This is a genomic window from Shinella granuli, from assembly GCF_004341885.1.
In the GTDB taxonomy this organism is placed as follows: Bacteria; Pseudomonadota; Alphaproteobacteria; order Rhizobiales; family Rhizobiaceae; genus Shinella; species Shinella granuli.
The window spans coordinates 222,080-238,942 of record NZ_SLVX01000001.1; the positions used below are offsets into that span (position 1 = coordinate 222,080).

Sequence of the window (16,863 nt, forward strand, 5' to 3'; positions counted from 1 at the left end):
GGTCCGGCCCACCGGGCCTTGATGGGCAAAAAGGAGTTTACAAAATGCCAGTCGATACCTCACCACGCTCGACGACCTGGACCTTCGTGGATGGCGAATGGGTTTCAGGCAACCCGCCGCTCATCGGCCCCACCTCGCATGCCATGTGGCTCGGCTCGACCGTCTTCGACGGCGCGCGCTGGTTCGACGGCATCGCGCCCGACCTCGACCTGCATTGCCAGCGCGTCAACCGCTCCGCCGAGGCGCTCGGCCTCAAGGCGATGGTGAAGGCCGAGGAGATCGAGGCGCTGTCCTGGGAAGGCGTCAAGAAGTTCGACGGCAAGACGGCGATCTATGTCAAGCCGATGTACTGGGCCGAGCACGGCTCGTTCAGCGTGGTGGCGCCGGATGCGGAATCGACCCGCTTCGCGCTCTGCCTCTTCGAGGCGCCGATGGGTGACCCGAAGGCCGCATCCTCGCTGACCCTCTCGCCCTTCCGCCGCCCGACGGTGGAATGCATGCCGACGGATGCCAAGGCCGGCTGCCTCTATCCGAACAATGCCCGCATGCTGGTGGAGGCCAGGAAGCGCGGCTTCGACAACGCGCTGGTGCGCGACATGCTGGGCAATGTCGCCGAAACCGCCTCGTCCAACATCTTCATGGTCAAGGACGGCGTCGTCTTCACGCCCGCCGCCAACCGCACCTTCCTTGCCGGCATCACGCGCATGCGCGTCATCGGCCTGCTGAAGGAAGCCGGTTTCGAGGTGGTCGAGACGACGTTGACGGTCGCCGATTTCGAGAGCGCGGACGAGATCTTCACCTCGGGCAACTATTCCAAGGTGGTTCCGGTGACGCGCCTCGACGACCGCGACCTCCAGCCCGGCCCGATCACCGCCAAGGCGCGCGACCTCTATTTCGACTGGGCGCATTCCGACGGCGACGCGTGAGGGCAAACAAGAACGCCGGGGCTTTCGCCCCGGCGCCAGGTTTGCCAGTGAACCCCACCCCACCCACTGCCGCCGACCAGCGGCAAGCGCAGCGTTTGTTGCATGGATGGTCGGGTCAAGCCCGACCATGACGGAGGAGAGGCGAGGCGGACGTCGCCAAACAAAAACGCCGGGGCTCTCGCCCCGGCGTCAGGTTCGCCGGTAAACCCCACCCCACCCACTGCCGCCGACCAGCGGCAAGCGCAGCGTTTGTTGCATGGATGGTCGGGTCAAGCCCATGACGGAGGAGAGGCGAGGCGGACGTCGCCAAACAAAAACGCCGGGGCTCTCGCCCCGGCGTCAGGTTCGCCGGTAAACCCCGCCCCACCCACTGCCGTCATCCTCGGGCCTGACCCGAGGATCCACGCGGCATGTGGGGCGTTTTCCGTTCCTGGCGTCTTTCGCTTTATTCGGCGGCGACGATCTTGCCGTCTTCCCACTTGAAGAGCGAGAAGCTCTGCGAGGTGAGGTCGCCGTTCTCGCCATAGGTCAGCTTGCCGATGGCGGTCGGGATGGCTTCACCGGACTTCAGCGCTGCCGCGACGGCGGCCGAATCCTCCGCGCTGCCGGCCTTCTCGATGCCGGCCTTCAGAACCTCGACGGCGGCATAGGCATTGAGCGTGAAGGCTTCCGGCGGGATGCCCTTTTCGTTGAGCACGGCGACGGCGGCCTGCGAATCGGGGCTCTTCAGCGCGTCGGAGGCATTGGTGAAGAGCGTGCCGGCAGCCGCTTCGTTGCCGATCGCCCAGTATTCGCTGTTCGACAGGCCTTCGCCGCCGATGATCGTGGCATCGACCGCGAGGTCCTTCAACTGGCGGGCGAGCAGGCCGCCTTCCGGATGGTAGCCGCCGAAATAGATGACCTCGACGCCGTCCGACTTGAGGCGGGTGATCAGCGCGCTGAAGTCCTTGTCGCCCGGGGTGACCGAGTCGTAGAGCGCTTCGGTGACGCCGCCCTTGTTGAGCGCGGCCTTGAAGGCGTCCGCCAGGCCCTTGCCGTAGGCGCCCTTGTCATGGATCACGGCGACCTTCTTGTCCTTCAGGCTCGCGAGCACATAGGCGGCTGCAACCTCGGCCTGCTGGTCGTCGCGCCCGCAGGTGCGCAGCACGTTTTCGAGGCCGCGGGCCGTCAGGTCCGGCGCGGTCGCCGTCGGGGTGACCATCAGCACGCCGTTTTCAGCGAAGACGTCGGAGGCCGGGATGGCGACGCCCGAGGTCACCGGGCCGACGACGAAGCGGATGCCTTCGCCGACGATCTGGTTGGCGGCCGAAACGCCCTGCTTGGGCTCGCCGGCGTCGTCGGCCAGCTTCAGGACGACCTGTTCGCCGAGAATGCCGCCGTTCTTGTTGATCTCGGCAACGGCCGCTTCCGCGCCGTTCTTCACCTGGTCGCCGTAGGCGGCGACCGGGCCGGTCAGCGGGGCGACGAGGCCGATGACGATGTCCGCATGGGCGAGCGGGGCAAAGGCGACGGACGCGGCGAGCAGGGCGCCGGCAAAGATCTGCTTCTTCATGGGAGTCTCCTCAACTGGGGCCATGGTCGGCCCGGTCGCAGATGCTCACGCGTCCGGACGGCGCTGGCCGGATTCCGATGCGGAGCGGGTTCTTTCACGGTCCGGAACAATCGTTCACGAAGGGCCGGCGTGCTGCAGATTGATTAGGCCGGAAGGGGAAAAAGCGCAACAAAATAATGCATTTGCATATTTGATGGGCGGATCAGCCGCGTGAATGGAAGGCCGTATGCGGCATTTGAATCAAAACGGATTGTTAAGATTTACGATTTATAAATATCCGGAAATTCTGAGGAACTGCGATGCGTTGCGTCTTGATCGTCGTCCTCCTGTTGCTTGCCGGATGCGCGTCTGTTCCACGGCAGACGCAGAATGCCTGCGCCATCTTCGAGCAACGTGACGGCCTGTTCGACAACTGGCGGCGAGCCGCCTACCGCGCCGAGCGGGAATATGGCGTGCCCGTTCCCGTGCTCATGGCGACGATCTACACGGAGTCCGGCTTCCGGCACAATGCGCGCCCGCCGCGCACGAAGCTCTTCGGCTTCATCCCCTGGAAGCGCCAATCGAGCGCGCTCGGCTTCTCGCAGGCGCTCGACGGCACCTGGGCGCAATACAAGCGCGTGACCGGCCGCTGGGCCGCCAACCGCAAGGATTTCTCCGACGCGATCCGCTTCATCGCCTGGTATCACGCCGAGAGCAACCGCAAGAACGGCATCGCCCTCAACGACACCTACCGCCTCTACATCGCCTACTACCACGGCCATGCCGGCTATTCGCGCGGCAACTGGAGCGGCACGGCCAAGGCCGGTGCGAAGCGCGCGGCCAACATGGCGGCCAGCTATTCGCGCCAGTTGAAGAATTGCGGGGCGTGGTAAGGTCGAGAGTATCGGCCACCAGAGTTGCAGTTAGAGATCCTGCCATGGGGGCAATGTGCGTGGCTTGACCCGATGGGTCCACCAGCCACTGCGCCGGCCATCACCGCCACCCCGACAAAAATCCGCTCCCCCTTGTCGGATCGGTCTTCCGACACACGTCCTTGTCATGTCCAAACCCAAGAAGGAGACGATCATGACCTATGTCGATGGATTCCTGCTGGCCGTATCGAAGGCCAATCTGGAGCGGTACAAGGACATGGCACGCACGGCGGGCGATGTCTGGAAGGAGCTCGGCGCGATCGATTATGTCGAATGCATCGGTGACGACGTGCCCTATGGCGAGCTCACCTCGTTTCCCCGCGCCGTTCTGGCGAAGGACGACGAGGTGGTGATCTTCTCCTGGATCACCTATGAATCGCGCGCGAAGCGCGACGAGATCCTTGCCAAGGTGATGGCGGACGAGCGGCTGAAGGGCGACGAATGGAAGGATATCTTCGACGGCAAGCGCATGATCTACGGCGGCTTCGAGGCGGTCGTCGAGTTGTGAGCCGAGGGGAAGAAGGCTAAACCCTTATCCGGAACCGGAAGAAAGGAAACGCCATGACGAACCTCTACTACGCGATCGTCGGAACCACGACGGACACGAATATGGGCCTGGCGCGCTTCATGGGCGTCATCCTTGCCTTCATCGTGGTCGTCGGCACCCTGTTCTGGGCCATCGGCGGCTGACGCGCGCCATGCCGCAGACGATCGTGACGGTCCCGACCCATGGGCAGGGGCTCTACGAATTCACCGGCGAGGCCGCCGCCTTCGTGCGGGGTGCGGGCGTGGAGGAGGGGTTGTTGACGGTCTTCGTCCGCCACACCTCCTGCTCGCTGCTCATCCAGGAAAATGCCGATCCGGATGTCCGGCGCGATCTCGACCAGTTCTTCCGCCGCCTCGTGCCGCCCTCGGACGATCCCGCCATGCGCTGGATCGTGCACACGCTGGAGGGGCCGGACGACATGCCCGCCCATATCAAGGCGGCGCTGACAGCCGTCTCGATCGGCATTCCGGTCGTCGGCGGCCGCCTTGCGCTCGGCACCTGGCAGGGCCTCTATCTCTTCGAGCACCGTGACCGGCCGCACCGGCGCGAAATCGTCCTGCATCTCGGCCCTTGACGGAACCGGCCGGTCCGATGGAACGTTCCTGCGGCGATCCATCCCGGAGCGTGCCACCCTTGCGTTCCGGGTCCTGTTCTCGCCTGTCGCCGGCGAAGGCCCGGCAGGCGCCCGCGCTGCGGATTTCGAAGGAGATGTTCATGGCGAATACCGAAAGCATCAACCATGCCGTCATCGAGGCGTTGAACGCCCGCGACTTCGCCGCCCTTGCCGGCAAGGTTCACGAGGATGTTTCGATCTCCGGCATCGGCGAGGGCATGGACAATGGCCGTGATGCGTTGCGCGATCGTCTCGCCCGGCACTTCGAGGCCTTCGACGAAAGTTATGGCGACGCGCTGGTGATGAGCGATGCGCTCGGCAACAATGTCGCGATCCGCCTGACGGCGCGCGGCCGGTCGGCGGCGGGCGATGCCTATTCGAAGGAGAAGATCCTGCTGCTCGAGCTCGAGGACGGGGCCATCACCCGCATCGCCTTCTTCACCGGTTCATGAAGTTGAACGGCGGCTGAACGACGGCTTCGGCCTGCGTTCAGCCTCGGCCTCCTAAGGTCTCCTCAATCGCCGGACGAAACGATCCGGCCGGTGTGAACAGGAGATCCCGCGATGACCCGCTTTCTGAAAAAATCCCTTCTTGCCGCCGTCCTCGGCCTCGGCGCGCTGACGGCCACCATGCCGGCCGCCTCCGCCGCCAATATCGAGCTGTCGATCGAGCAGGCCGGCTACCGCAACGGCTTCTTCGAGATCCGCGACCATGACGGGCGCCGCGATCGCTGGGATCGCCGGCATGACCGCCGCCAGGGCAACTGGGGCGGCCGCGGACGCTGCGATCCTCGCCTGGCCATGGTGAAGGCGCACGATTTCGGCCTGCGCCGCGCCCGCATCGCCGATGTCACGCCGCGCAAGGTCGTCGTCGAGGGCTTCCGCTACCAGGGCTACGGCCGGATCGTCTTTGCCAACGACCGTCATTGCCCGGTGCTCTGGCGCTGAGTGGGAAGGCCGGCCTGCCGGCCTCTTCCTGGAGAACACCGCTCGTCCATGTCACCCCCGGCCACCGCTCGTCCATGTCACCCCCGGCCGGCGAGCGGCCGCCCTCCCGGTTCCGCCGGGAGGGTTTTTGCGTTTTGCGCCTCACCATTCCCGGCAGGGCCGCAGGATTATGGTCTGTGAAACGAAGGGCGTGCCGCCTGCCCACTCGTCCGGCGGGCAGAGAGGGAACGGCGATACCGTGCCATGGCGATTACCCCAGTCGGGAGGGGAGCGTGCTGTTCACGGTGAAGGCGCCGCTGCGAAGAGGGGGCTTTGCAGGGGGAAGGGTACCCGCACGCTTCCTGCTGCGGAATATGTGCGGCCACGGGAGCGCGGCCTTTCCCTGCCGATGATCGGTCCGCGCCCGTTTCGCGGGCGATCGAGGAACGAAAAAAGGGCCGGTTGTCCGGCCCTTCACGAAAGCGTCGTTCCGCGCGGCTCAGTTGCCGAGCGCGAAGGTCACGTTGACGGTGACGGAATAGCTGTTCTCGCCGGTGGCGAGCGGCACGGCGCCGCCGGCGGCATAGTCCTTGGCCACGGCGCGCATCATCGGCATGGGTTCCGCGCGATAGGTGGTTTCGGAGATTTCCAGCACGCGGCCGAGACCGACGCCGGCGGCATCCGTCAGTTCCTTGGCCTTGGCCATGGCGTTCTCGACGGCCTTCTTGCGCGCCGCGCTGACGGCGGTGTCCGGCTTGTCGTTGACGAAGCGGATGCCGTTGCCCTGGTTGGCGCCGAGCGTTACGGCCGTGTCGAGAATCTCCCCGAGCTTGGAGAGATCGCGTACGCGCAGCGTCACCGTGTTGGTGACCTGGAAGCCGATCAGCACCGGCGGCGGATTTTCGCCGGTCGAGCTCTGCGGATACTGGTATTGCGGGTTGATCATGAAGCTGGAGGTCTGCAGGTCGCGCTCCTCGATGCCCGCTTCCTTCAGCGCGGCCAGGATGTCGGCCATGGCCTTGTTGTTGGCGTCGAGCGCCTCGCGGGCCGTCTTGGCGTCCTTGACGACGCCGAGGTCGATCAGGGCCATGTCGGGCGCCATCTCCGCGCTGCCTTCGCCGGTGACGACGATGGTCGCCTCGCGCGGCTTGGCGCTGTCCTGCGCCTGTGCGGCCATCGGCATCGCAGCGGCAAGAGCAAGCGAAAGCGCGACAAGGCTGGCGCCCGTGCGGCGGCCCAGGGTTCCGTAGAACATGAAGAAAATCTCCTGATGGTTGCGTCCCTTGCGCCGTTCTTCGCCCGTGATTGTGTAGAGAATACGGCGACGCTTGTGAGGCTCGCCGAATTCGTCTAGACGATCTCTACGCGTCGGCCGCCATTGACCGACGCCCCCGGCCACCCGCCGGGCCGGGCCTGTAGCTCAATGGTCAGAGCCGGCGGCTCATAACCGCTTGGTTGCAGGTTCGAGTCCTGCCGGGCCCACCAACTTACCTGAATCGTCCATTGCGAACCCTTCTCTCGGATTTTCACCTTCCGATTGATCAAGTCGTTGGCCTTTCCTGGGCACCAGCTTGGCCAGCTCCCAAGAGGTAGTGAGCGGATCAAGCCCAACCGCCATACGATTCTGTTTTAAATCCGCTCCTGTTGCGGCTTTTCTCCTTCCCTAGTCACCGACATATGCAAGATGCCCGTAAATAAGATCGCCGTAGACGTCGATCAGAAGCCCCGTGCTTTTCGGATTAAGCAAATCCTCATCGAACGCCAGCTTGACGAGCGCCGCCGCTTGCAGCGGAAAATCGACCATACGCGGCGGCTGCACACAAAGGATATGGCGCTGCTGCATAGCGCACAACGTAGCCACGTACGGAGGCAAAGGTACGCCGACGAACTTGATCGCCCGACAAATCGCCAGGGCGATCAAGCGTAGGCTACAGCCGTGAGGATTTCTCTATAGAATAAAATCGGTGGCTTTCAGCGTGAGGCTTGCATCGATGAGGATCGAAAAGTCCGCTTTCTTGTCGCCGTTTACGTCGGCGAACACGAAGGTATCGCCGCCCTTCTTGATGTAGCGCAGTTCTCCCGCATCACCTGAAAAAGCCTTCGTTCCGATAAACTCAAAGGTTTGGTTGCCTTTGGTCGTAGTATCCGCATCAATGGCCTTGAGATCAATTTTATCCCCCTCCTTGCTGGAGAAGTCCTTGATCGTGTCTCGCCCCGACACCGCGACGGTGGAGTCTTTTATCGACTTGAATATGAAGACGTCCTTGCCCGCTCCGCCGTGGAGTTCGTCACGGCCCGCGCCGCCATAGAGCTTGTCGTTTCCAGCGCCGCCTTTCAGAATATCGTTGCCGCCTTGGCCGGAAATCTGGTCGTTCCCCACGCCACCATCGTAGGTGTTCTTTCCGTTCGTCCCCAGAATGCGATCGTTTTCCGTGACGGACGGCTTCATAATCCGATCAAGGGGAATTTTCCCGTCGGGACCGAAGAACCCGAACGTGAGCGGTTTCTCACTGGTAATAGAATTCACGAAGGAATTGTACTTCCCGGCGGTGGATAAGGTCGGAATGTCGTTTCCCGATATCTGCATGGTGAACTGCTGATCGCCGAGATCGACAACAAGGATGTTCGCCACGCCTTTTGTGCCGTTTCCATCCCGCCATGAGATTTGCGTTATATCTGCGTCGAGCTTTTTCGGAGCGTAGACCTTACCGTCTATGCGTAGCTCGATGGCGGGGCTGGTAATCGTAATGCCCTCTTTTCCATCGGCGCGCTTGTAGCTGAAAACCGCGTCCTTGCTGGTGGCCACCACTTCGAGCTTCGTCGATTTCAGCTTCGTGGCACTACCATTCGAGTTGTGGGTCGAAAGGTAGCCTTTGTAAGAAAAGGTCGTCATATCTTCCTCCGGTTTTCACAGCGAACGCATGGGCGAAAATCTGCTGACAGCATCTCGTTGGAGCCCGTTGATCGGTCTCGACAATAGGTTGTTATTATGTCGGTAGTTTATGGGTATGAGCGGTTGCAGCAATAGTAAATGTGGCGCCCCACCATAACTTTTCGTGAGAATCTACTCTCGCGGCCGGATATTCTAACGCAATATGCCGGTCAGGTTCTGGCAATCCTCGCCAGCGGCAGGAAGAGTTGCAGCGGCTTCGAGGCGAAGGCCACAAACCCGAAATGCCGATAAAGCGCCGCAGCCGGCTCATCTTTCGCGTCTACGGCAAGAGCGAATACGCCCATCTCGGCGCGCAGGGCGCAATTGGCGGCCCTCCACTTCGAACTGCTTAATAACTTAAGGGGTCGGTACAATCTGCGAACGGCGGCTAAACACGGAGTTTTCCCCTCCGTTGCACCGGTCAGTCTCGCGTCAGTGTGTGAACTCACGGTGCAACTCCACCAAAGGAAGGCGCCGCCACGCGCAATTGGGTTGCGGGGCGCCTTGCGCTATGGGAGGGTCCTACCATTGTGAAAGTGGGAGCGAAGTACAAATGCCTGCGACAGCTCGACACTCAAGTTCCATTCCCCAGCCACACCGCATCACCATTGATGACGATTGGTTCGAAGTCCAGCAGATCACCGACTATCTCTATGCAATCTCGGAACCTCGCCACTATGAGCATACCGTCCTTAATTTGCTCATAGGCCACCAGCACGCGGTGCTCATCGATACCGGATGCGGCATTGGAAATTTGCGGCGGGTCGTCGAACTGCTGACCAGCCATCCCGTGACTGTGATCAATACGCATACGCATCTGGATCATCTCGGCAGCAACAGCCAGTTCAGCAATATCGTAATGTTTGATCACCCACGCTCGCGTGACATTTCGCGCAATGGTGTGCCGCGGGAAACGTTATTCTGGGAGCTTCTCAACGAAAAAGTCGTGACGCCGCCATGGCCGCGCGGCTTCTCGCGGGAGAATGCAGCGCTGCCGCCTTTCCAGGTATCGCGGTGGCTGGAGCATGGCGATGTCCTGGACATCGGCGGCATACGGTTGAAGGTGCTGCATACGCCGGGCGAGGCACCGGACCACATCTGCCTGCTGGATCAAACTCATCGCATCCTTTTTTGCGGCGACATCCTGCTCGATGGTGCCGTTTGGTCGCATCTCGATGGCGGGGATGTCAGCGCATTGCGCGCCAGCTATGAGCTTCTGATGCGGCACTACGACGAATTCGACTTTCTGATGCCCTGCCACAATGCGCCCTGCCAAAGTAAGGACCTTTTGCCCATCGCATTGGCCGCGACGGAAGATGTTCTTTCAGGCAAGGTGACATCGGAAGAGGGGGTTGATCCATGGGGACGTCAGTACAGGAAGTATGATTTCGGCCGGATCTCAATTCTTACGAAATAGCCTCCGAACCGAATGACAATACCGATCTCCGGCCATGCGGTAGCGGGGTCGCTCTCGCGGCAATCCACACAATACGTGCGATGAAGAAGAAACGGCCGGACCGCCGATGACTCCAGTGGGGTGCAGCCGATCTTCATCGCTCATTTTCGAGGGCTATGGAGTCAACATAGATCTCATCTATTCAGCGTGTCCCGCCGAAGGAGATCCGAACTGCAACGACGTTCTCGATCGCGCTGTGGAAGTCTGCTGTCTCGGCCTCGCTCTCCGAAACCGGACCGGCAGTTTTCGACCCCGATCTCGCCAATACGAGGCGTGCTGGCGGATCGGGAGTTTGCTGTCGTTGCAAGCCTGTGTTTCAGTTACTGATGTTCGGCCTTGTCGCCGAATGCGGCTTGACAACAAAATTATATCCATTAATCTGGATATATGGAAAACAATACAGCGATCGCGGCGCTCGCCGCACTGGCCCAGGCAACGCGGCTCGAGACGTTCCGGCTTCTCGTCAGGCATGAGCCCGACGGCGTGCCCGCGGGTGAATTGGCGCGCCTCCTCGATGTGCCGCAGAACACGATGTCGGCGCATCTTGCGACGCTGTCGCGGGCAGGGCTGGTCAAGAGCGAGCGGCAGAGCAGGTCGATCATCTACAGGGCCGACCTCCAAGCGCTTCGTGATCTGACGCTTTTCCTGGTCAAGGACTGTTGCGGCGGAGCGACCGAGCTTTGCGCGCCGTTGATCGCCGAACTCACGCCGTGCTGTGCACCGCAGGTGAAGCCGTCGTGAGCGCGAACACGCTTTCCGCCAGCCAGTGTTCGGGCACCTGCCGGGAGACGTCGGCCTGATGTCCGCTTTCGAACGCTATCTCACGGTGTGGGTCCTTCTCTGCATCGCCGTCGGCGTGACGCTCGGCCATCTGCTGCCCGACGTTTTCCATGCCGTCGGCGCGGCGGAAATCGCCAGGGTGAACATTCCCGTCGCCGCCCTCATCTGGCTGATGATCATCCCGATGCTGGTGAAGATCGATGTTCGCGCGCTGAAGCAGGTCGGCGGTTACTGGCGGGGGATCGGGGTCACCCTGTTCGTCAACTGGGCCGTCAAGCCGTTCTCCATGGCGCTCCTCGCCTGGCTGTTCGTCGGCTGGCTGTTCCGGGCGTTTCTGCCCGCCGGCCAGATCGATTCCTACATTGCAGGCCTGATCATTCTGGCTGCGGCCCCGTGCACGGCCATGGTCTTCGTCTGGAGCAACCTGACGCGCGGCGAGCCGCTGTTCACCCTGTCGCAGGTTGCGCTGAACGACACGATCATGATCGTCGCCTTCGCGCCGATCGTCGCCCTGCTGCTCGGCCTGTCCTCGATCACCGTGCCCTGGGATACGCTCGCAATCTCCGTCGGTCTCTATATCGTCGTTCCGCTGGTGATCGCGCAGGTCCTGAGAAGGAGACTGACGGCCGACGGCACGACACGCGCGCTGGACGCAATGCTGGAAAAGCTTCAGCCGCTCTCGCTGCTGGCCCTGCTGGCCACACTGGTCCTGCTGTTCGGCTTCCAGGGCGGGCAGATCATCGCACAGCCGACCATCATCGCGCTGTTGGCCGTTCCGATCCTGATCCAGGTCTATCTCAATTCGGGGCTGGCCTATCTTCTGAACCGGATGGCGGGCGAGCGCCACTGCGTGGCCGGGCCGTCGGCCCTGATCGGGGCTTCGAACTTCTTCGAACTGGCTGTCGCCGCGGCCATCAGCCTGTTCGGCTTCCAGTCCGGAGCCGCGCTTGCGACGGTCGTCGGCGTGCTCATCGAGGTGCCCGTGATGCTTTCCGTCGTCTGGATCGTGAACCGGACGAAGGGCTGGTACGAGGCGGCTCCGGCCGTATCCCGAAATGCCGCGACCGAAAGGACCTGACCATGGACGCGACCATCTATCACAACCCGGCCTGCGGCACTTCCCGCAACACGCTGGCCCTGATCCGTGCCGCGGGGATCGAGCCGACCGTCGTTGAATATCTGAAGACCCCGCCATCCCGCGAGGACCTCGCCAGGATGATCGCGGAGGCGGGCCTGACGGTGCGCGAGGCGATCCGCGAGAAGGGGACACCCTATGCCGATCTCGGCCTCGACGATCCCGGCCTCTCCGACGAGCAGCTGCTTGACGCGATGGTGGAGACGCCGATCCTGATCAACCGGCCGTTCGTCGTGACACTTCTGGGCACGCGGCTCGCACGCCCTTCCGAACGCGTCCTCGAAATCCTTCCCGACACGCTCGCGGGACCCTTCTTCAAGGAAGACGGCGAGCAGGTTCTCGACGAGACGGGGAGGCGCGTTGTCTGAAACGGTCCCGGCCCGGGCCGGAGACCTATGCCTGCAGCGCGACGTGAAAGGTCGGCGAAGGACGGCTGACAGGCGGCAGGAACCGGCTATAGTCGCGGGCGACGCGCGATGCCTGCCATGGCGGTGCGCTATGACATGGAGACGGAAAGATGAAGCCCAACCCCATCACGGCGGCGCCCGGCGACGCCGCTGCCCGCAAGGCGATCCGGCCGGTGACCTGCTATCCGGTCGAGACCCTGACGCGTCCCGATCTTGCGGCCTACCGTGCGCTGAGAGACGACCTGACGCTTGTCGAGAGGGTTGTCGTGCCGCCGCGCGAGGCGGCGACGTGGTCGGTGCCGGCGGGGCATTTCTGCCGCATCGTCTGCAGCGAGGGGCCGCAGGTGGGCGACCTCAACCTGTTCAATGCCAAGGACCTGAAGGAACGGCTCTATACCGGCAAGACGCGGGCGCTCGCCGGCACCCATGTCGGCCTCGGCGACCAGCTCTTTTCCAATTTCCCCTATCTGCGCCCCATCGCGACCATCACGCATGATACGCTCGACTGGTACGGCTTCGATGAATTCGGCGGCGCGGTGCATGACGTGATCGGCACGCGCTGCGATCCCTACACGCACAATCTGCTGAGCCATGGCGGGCAGTACCATCATTGCTGCCACTCGAACCTCACCCGCGCCTTCGCGGCGAAGACCGGCATGGCGCTGCGCGAGGCGGAGACCTATGTGCATGACGTGCTGAACGTCTTCATGTGCACCGGCTTCACGCGCGATACGGGCCAGTACTTCATGAAGGCGAGCCCGGTGCGGCCGGACGACTACCTGGAATTCTTCGCCGAGATCGACCTTCTCGGCTGCATGTCGGCCTGCCCGGGCGGCGACTGCTCGGCGCAGCACTCCTCCGACACGGCGGCGTGTTATCCGATGGTCGTCGAGATCTACAAGCCGAAGGCCTTGCCGGAAGGCTGGGCGCCGCCGCCGGTCAACGGCTACGACGGCACCCATGGTCTCTAGCCGAAGCGGCATAGGTTCGGCGTCGGACAATGCGGTAGAAGCAAGACGCTCAGCGCGGGCGGCGGACGGCGCGGATCGTTCCGCTGTTCCCGCCGCCGCAGAAGAAGCGGTCGGCGCCGTCGGATTCGAGGCCTGAGACGCCGGTGCCTGCGGGCATGACGATGGTGTCGAGCACCGCGCCGGTCCTGGGGTCGAGGCGTCGCAGGTCGCTTTCCTCGCCCTCCCAGGTGCCGTGCCACAGTTCGCCATCCACCCAGGTGACGCCCGTCACCATGCGGTTGCTCTCGATGGTGCGGAGGAGCGCGCCGGTTTCCGGGTCGATCTCGTGGATCTGCCGGCTGCGGTATTCACCGACCCAGAGCGAGCCTTCCGCCCAGGTGAGGCCGGAATCGCCGCCCTTGCCGGGCGCGGGGATGGTGGAGACGATGGCGCCGGAGGCGGGGTCGATCTTGTGGATGCGGTCTTCCGCGATCTGGAAGAGGTGGCGGCCGTCATAGGCGGTGCCGGCATGGGCCGCAAGATCGATCGAGCGCAGCATGCGGCCGTCGTCCGGGTCCAGAGCATTGACCTTGTCGCCGGAGGCGAACCAGACGGCCTTGCCGTCGAAGGTGACGCCGTGGACCTGCTCCACGCCGGGGAAGGGGCCGTATTCGCGCAGGATGTCGGCTTTGGAAGTGGTCATCTCAATCTCCTTTGGATCGTTGATGGGGCGATCCTAATCGCCCGGTAGCGGACCCGGGAGTAACAAGACTGTCGAGAAAGCGCCGGGTGTCGGCGTCAGCCAGCGCCGGCTACGGCCGCGGCCGATCGCCTGCACCTTGCCATCCGTGGAGAGCTGTTCGAGGGCGCGCTGCACGGTGCGGGCGCTGGTGCCGAGTGCGATGGCGAGCGCCGAGCTCGACCAGGCCTCGCCATCGGCAAAGAGCGCGAGCATGTCGGCATGGGGCTCGTCGTGCGGCGGCGCCAGCACCGCGACGGCCCTTCCTTCGCGCGGCACCAGCAGGAAACCGTCCTTCGTGGCGGTGATCCCGGCGAGCGGTTCGAGCTCGGCCCGCAACCGGCCCATTTCGACGCGCAGGCGCGCGCGATGCGACTCGTCGGCGTGCCGGGCGCGGAAAGCGCGCAGCAGCAGGCTTTCCCGGCTGGCACCGCCGGGAAAGGCCTCGGCGAGGGTGCGCAGCAGCGCGAACAGGATCGGCCGTGTGGCGAGCGAGACGGTGGTCTCGCCGCAGCGCACGACGTGGCGGCAGGCATCCACCACGATCCTGTCGGTGGCAAGCAGGGCCTCGACCTCGCCCGGCAGGAGGGATTGCGCGCGGCCTTCCACAATCAGCCGGCCGGCGGGGCTTTGCAGGACCGTGGCGGCGTCCTCGACCTCGCGGATGAGAGCGGGGATGCCGGCTTGCCGGGCGGCTGCGGCGGCGCGCATGAAGGCCTCGCGGGCCGCTGCCGTGCGCAGCCGGCGGATCGCGATGCCGGCGGCGGAGAGGGCATGCGCGGCCTGAAGCGGTGGAGGCAGGGTGGCGGGATCGATCGCGGCAAGAAGGGCGGCGGCATCGTCCAGTCGGCCGATCAGCAGCAGGCGGCGGATGGCGAGCATCTTTGCATGGGCGGCGTTCAGCCAGTCGCCGTGCGCCGTGAGCGTCGCCTCGGCGGTGGCGAGCGCCTTCACCGGCCAGGTGAGATCACGCGAGACGAGGGCGATTTCCGCCTCGGCGACGACGCAGCGCGCCCGCGCCACCGCCTCGCGCGGGCCGAAGGCACGGGCGGCGCTCTTCAGCAGCGCCTTCGCGCGGTCGAGATCGCCGAGCTGCGCCATGGCGATGCCGCGCAGTGCCAGTGCTGGCGCGTCATCGCGCAGCGCCACGCGGTTCAGCGCGCCGAGCGGATCGCCACTGGCGAGCGCCCGGGCGGCGGCGGTGATCATCGAGTCCATTGTATTCCCGTCACACTTGTCACTCCCGCTTTTCCGCGGCCGCCGCTTACGCTCGCTGCCTCGATAGAGAAGAAAGGCGTTTCACGATGCGCAATCAAGTCGTTTCCCATGAGGAACGGGCTGAAGGCCCGCCTGCCGCTGTTGGCCGCGGAAAGGGCATGCACCCGACAGCGCGAGGCGCTGACCCAGCGACTTCAACTTCGACGACCGGGCCTCCGCGCCGCCGGAGGAGTTGGCGACAAAGCGCGCCGAGTACAATTTCGCGATTTGTTCGAACAAGGTGTCGGAAATGGTCGGCGTCAGCGTCTTTTACAGGAGCGGCCGTGTGAGGAGTGCCCCACCTACTCCTGTCACGTCCTCGTCCTCGTGCCGAAGGGCCGTGGCGAGGACGGCCTTCGCTATCCGATGGAAGGGGTAGGCGGCATGATCGAGATTGAGTTGGGCGCGGCGCCGGCCAGCCGGGGGCCACAGAGGAGATGACAATGATCCATACGCATTATCGCTGGGTGATCGTCGCCGCGGGCGGCCTGCTCGGCTGCATCGCCATCGGCGCGATGTTCTCGCTGCCGGTCTTCCTGCTGCCGATCGCCAGGGAGACCGGCTGGTCGGTGACCGGCATTTCCACCGCCATGACCGTCGGCTTTCTCGCCATGGCCTTCGCCAGCATGGTCTGGGGCGGCCTTTCGGACCGCTGGGGGCCGCGGCCGGTCGTGCTGTCGGGCTCGGTGCTTCTGGCGGCGAGCCTGCTTGCGGCGAGCCTCGCGCCGTCGCTCCTTGCCTTCCAGTTCGTCTTCGGCCTGGTGGCTGGGGTGGCGGTCGCCGCGGTCTTCGCGCCGATGATGGCCTGCGTGACGGGCTGGTTCGACACGCACAGGAGCCTTGCCGTCTCGCTCGTCTCGGCCGGCATGGGCATGGCGCCGATGACCATGTCGCCCTTTGCCGCCTGGCTCGTCACCTTCAACGACTGGCGCAGCGCGATGCAGATCATCGCGCTCCTCGTCGCCGTCGTGATGATCCCGGCATCCCTGCTGGTGCGGCGTGCGCCGGCGCTGGAGGCGGGCGGCGAGGACCCTGCCGCGACCGACGAGCCACAGGCGGGCATGACGACGCGCGATATCCTGAAGACGCCGCAGTTCATCATCCTGTGCCTGACGAACTTCTTCTGCTGCGCCACCCATTCCGGGCCGATCTTCCACACGGTGAGCTATGCTATCACCTGCGGCATCCCGATGATCGCCGCCGTCTCGATCTACAGCATCGAGGGCCTTGCCGGCATGGGCGGCCGGGTCGCCTTCGGGCTTCTTGGCGACCGGTTCGGCGCCAAGCACATCCTCGTGCTCGGCCTCTTCGCGCAGGCCTTCGGCGCGCTCGCCTATGTCTTTGCCGGCGGGCTTGCCTCCTTCTACGTCGTGGCGGGTCTGTTCGGCTTCATCTACGCCGGCGTGATGCCGCTCTATGCGGTGATCGCCCGGGAAAACTTCCCGCTGCGCATGATGGGGACGGTCATCGGCGGCACGGCCATGGCCGGCAGCCTCGGCATGGCGCTGGGGCCGGTTGCCGGCGGACTGATCTACGACACCTTCGCCAGCTATACCTGGCTCTATGTCGGCTCCTGGGGCATCGGCCTCGGCGCCTTCCTGATCGCCATGACGTTCAAGCCGGTGCCGAGGGCGCGCGCGGCGCTGGCGGCGGCCTGAACGATCGGGATGCTGGGCTCCTCGGGACGAGGAGCCCAGTCGCGGAAGTGGCCGGTGGTGCGGACAGGTTCGCC

Annotated in this window: 19 protein-coding genes and 1 tRNA gene; 14 read left to right on the plus strand and 6 right to left on the minus strand. The window is 64.2% G+C overall.

Annotation, left to right across the window (positions count from 1 at the left end; all coding sequences use genetic code 11):
* Positions 1–44 precede the first annotated feature (44 nt).
* Entirely contained in the window at positions 45–926 is an 882-nt protein-coding gene (locus tag EV665_RS01090; protein ID WP_133032775.1) for a branched-chain amino acid aminotransferase, read from the plus strand.
* A gap of 445 nt (positions 927–1,371) precedes the next feature.
* Here EV665_RS01090 and EV665_RS01095 read toward each other — a convergent pair whose 3' ends face one another.
* On the minus strand, positions 1,372–2,478 hold the full coding sequence (locus tag EV665_RS01095; protein WP_064330690.1) for an ABC transporter substrate-binding protein: 1,107 nt from the start codon (positions 2,476–2,478) through the stop codon (positions 1,372–1,374).
* A gap of 299 nt (positions 2,479–2,777) precedes the next feature.
* On the opposite strand from EV665_RS01095, the gene EV665_RS01100 reads away from it, so the two are divergent.
* The 6 genes from EV665_RS01100 (at position 2,778) to EV665_RS01120 (ending at position 5,496) form a co-directional block, all read left to right on the plus strand.
* On the plus strand, positions 2,778–3,350 hold the full coding sequence (locus tag EV665_RS01100; RefSeq protein WP_064330689.1) for a transglycosylase SLT domain-containing protein: 573 nt from the start codon (positions 2,778–2,780) through the stop codon (positions 3,348–3,350).
* Positions 3,351–3,543: 193 nt separating this feature from the next.
* Entirely contained in the window at positions 3,544–3,897 is a 354-nt protein-coding gene (locus tag EV665_RS01105) for a DUF1428 domain-containing protein (RefSeq protein WP_064332574.1), read from the plus strand.
* A 53-nt stretch (positions 3,898–3,950) separates the two neighbouring features.
* Entirely contained in the window at positions 3,951–4,079 is a 129-nt protein-coding gene (locus EV665_RS33035) for a hypothetical protein (RefSeq protein ID WP_256388462.1), read from the plus strand.
* Between the two features lie 8 nt (positions 4,080–4,087).
* Positions 4,088–4,510: a secondary thiamine-phosphate synthase enzyme YjbQ gene (locus EV665_RS01110; protein WP_133032776.1), complete on the plus strand. Its 423-nt coding sequence runs from the start codon at positions 4,088–4,090 to the stop codon at positions 4,508–4,510.
* Positions 4,511–4,650: 140 nt separating this feature from the next.
* On the plus strand, positions 4,651–5,001 hold the full coding sequence (locus EV665_RS01115) for a nuclear transport factor 2 family protein (protein ID WP_162852936.1): 351 nt from the start codon (positions 4,651–4,653) through the stop codon (positions 4,999–5,001).
* Between the two features lie 111 nt (positions 5,002–5,112).
* Positions 5,113–5,496, plus strand: coding sequence for a hypothetical protein (locus EV665_RS01120; protein WP_064330686.1), 384 nt, complete (start codon positions 5,113–5,115; stop codon positions 5,494–5,496).
* Between the two features lie 478 nt (positions 5,497–5,974).
* On the opposite strand, the gene EV665_RS01125 is transcribed toward EV665_RS01120, so the two are convergent.
* Positions 5,975–6,730 carry an SIMPL domain-containing protein gene (locus tag EV665_RS01125; RefSeq protein WP_133032778.1) on the minus strand — a complete coding sequence of 252 codons (756 nt, stop codon included), beginning with the start codon at positions 6,728–6,730 and terminating at the stop codon, positions 5,975–5,977.
* Positions 6,731–6,884: 154 nt separating this feature from the next.
* On the opposite strand from EV665_RS01125, the gene EV665_RS01130 reads away from it, so the two are divergent.
* Positions 6,885–6,960: transfer RNA gene (locus tag EV665_RS01130), tRNA-Ile, on the plus strand.
* Between the two features lie 178 nt (positions 6,961–7,138).
* On the opposite strand, the gene EV665_RS01135 is transcribed toward EV665_RS01130, so the two are convergent.
* On the minus strand, positions 7,139–7,396 hold the full coding sequence (locus EV665_RS01135) for a hypothetical protein (protein WP_133032779.1): 258 nt from the start codon (positions 7,394–7,396) through the stop codon (positions 7,139–7,141).
* 27 nt (positions 7,397–7,423) lie between these two features.
* Positions 7,424–8,368 carry a M10 family metallopeptidase C-terminal domain-containing protein gene (locus EV665_RS01140; protein WP_133032780.1) on the minus strand — a complete coding sequence of 315 codons (945 nt, stop codon included), beginning with the start codon at positions 8,366–8,368 and terminating at the stop codon, positions 7,424–7,426.
* A gap of 592 nt (positions 8,369–8,960) precedes the next feature.
* Here EV665_RS01140 and EV665_RS01145 point away from each other — a divergent pair.
* The 5 genes from EV665_RS01145 to EV665_RS01165 all read left to right on the plus strand — a co-directional run bounded on the left by EV665_RS01145 (position 8,961) and on the right by EV665_RS01165 (position 13,156).
* Positions 8,961–9,824, plus strand: a complete 864-nt coding sequence (locus tag EV665_RS01145) for an MBL fold metallo-hydrolase (RefSeq protein WP_162852937.1) — start codon at positions 8,961–8,963, stop codon at positions 9,822–9,824.
* Positions 9,825–10,250: 426 nt separating this feature from the next.
* Positions 10,251–10,604, plus strand: coding sequence for an ArsR/SmtB family transcription factor (locus EV665_RS01150; RefSeq protein ID WP_133032782.1), 354 nt, complete (start codon positions 10,251–10,253; stop codon positions 10,602–10,604).
* A gap of 58 nt (positions 10,605–10,662) precedes the next feature.
* Positions 10,663–11,721 carry an ACR3 family arsenite efflux transporter gene (arsB, locus tag EV665_RS01155; RefSeq protein WP_133032783.1) on the plus strand — a complete coding sequence of 353 codons (1,059 nt, stop codon included), beginning with the start codon at positions 10,663–10,665 and terminating at the stop codon, positions 11,719–11,721.
* 2 nt (positions 11,722–11,723) lie between these two features.
* A complete protein-coding gene (gene arsC / locus EV665_RS01160) occupies positions 11,724–12,146 on the plus strand; it encodes an arsenate reductase (glutaredoxin) (protein ID WP_133032784.1) in 423 nt (140 codons plus the stop codon).
* Positions 12,147–12,295: 149 nt separating this feature from the next.
* Complete coding sequence (locus EV665_RS01165; RefSeq protein ID WP_133032785.1) at positions 12,296–13,156, plus strand: urea carboxylase-associated family protein; 861 nt, start codon at positions 12,296–12,298, stop codon at positions 13,154–13,156.
* Between the two features lie 49 nt (positions 13,157–13,205).
* Here the strand turns inward: EV665_RS01165 and EV665_RS01170 are convergent, their stop codons facing one another.
* Positions 13,206–13,838, minus strand: coding sequence for a Vgb family protein (locus EV665_RS01170; protein WP_064330676.1), 633 nt, complete (start codon positions 13,836–13,838; stop codon positions 13,206–13,208).
* A gap of 33 nt (positions 13,839–13,871) precedes the next feature.
* Positions 13,872–15,092, minus strand: a complete 1,221-nt coding sequence (locus tag EV665_RS01175; protein ID WP_133032786.1) for a helix-turn-helix domain-containing protein — start codon at positions 15,090–15,092, stop codon at positions 13,872–13,874.
* A gap of 482 nt (positions 15,093–15,574) precedes the next feature.
* Between EV665_RS01175 and EV665_RS01180 the strand changes: the two genes are divergently transcribed.
* The gene (locus EV665_RS01180) at positions 15,575–16,789 is read left to right on the plus strand and encodes an MFS transporter (protein ID WP_133032787.1); all 1,215 of its coding nucleotides are present in this window, start codon (positions 15,575–15,577) and stop codon (positions 16,787–16,789) included.
* Positions 16,790–16,863: the final 74 nt, after the last annotated feature.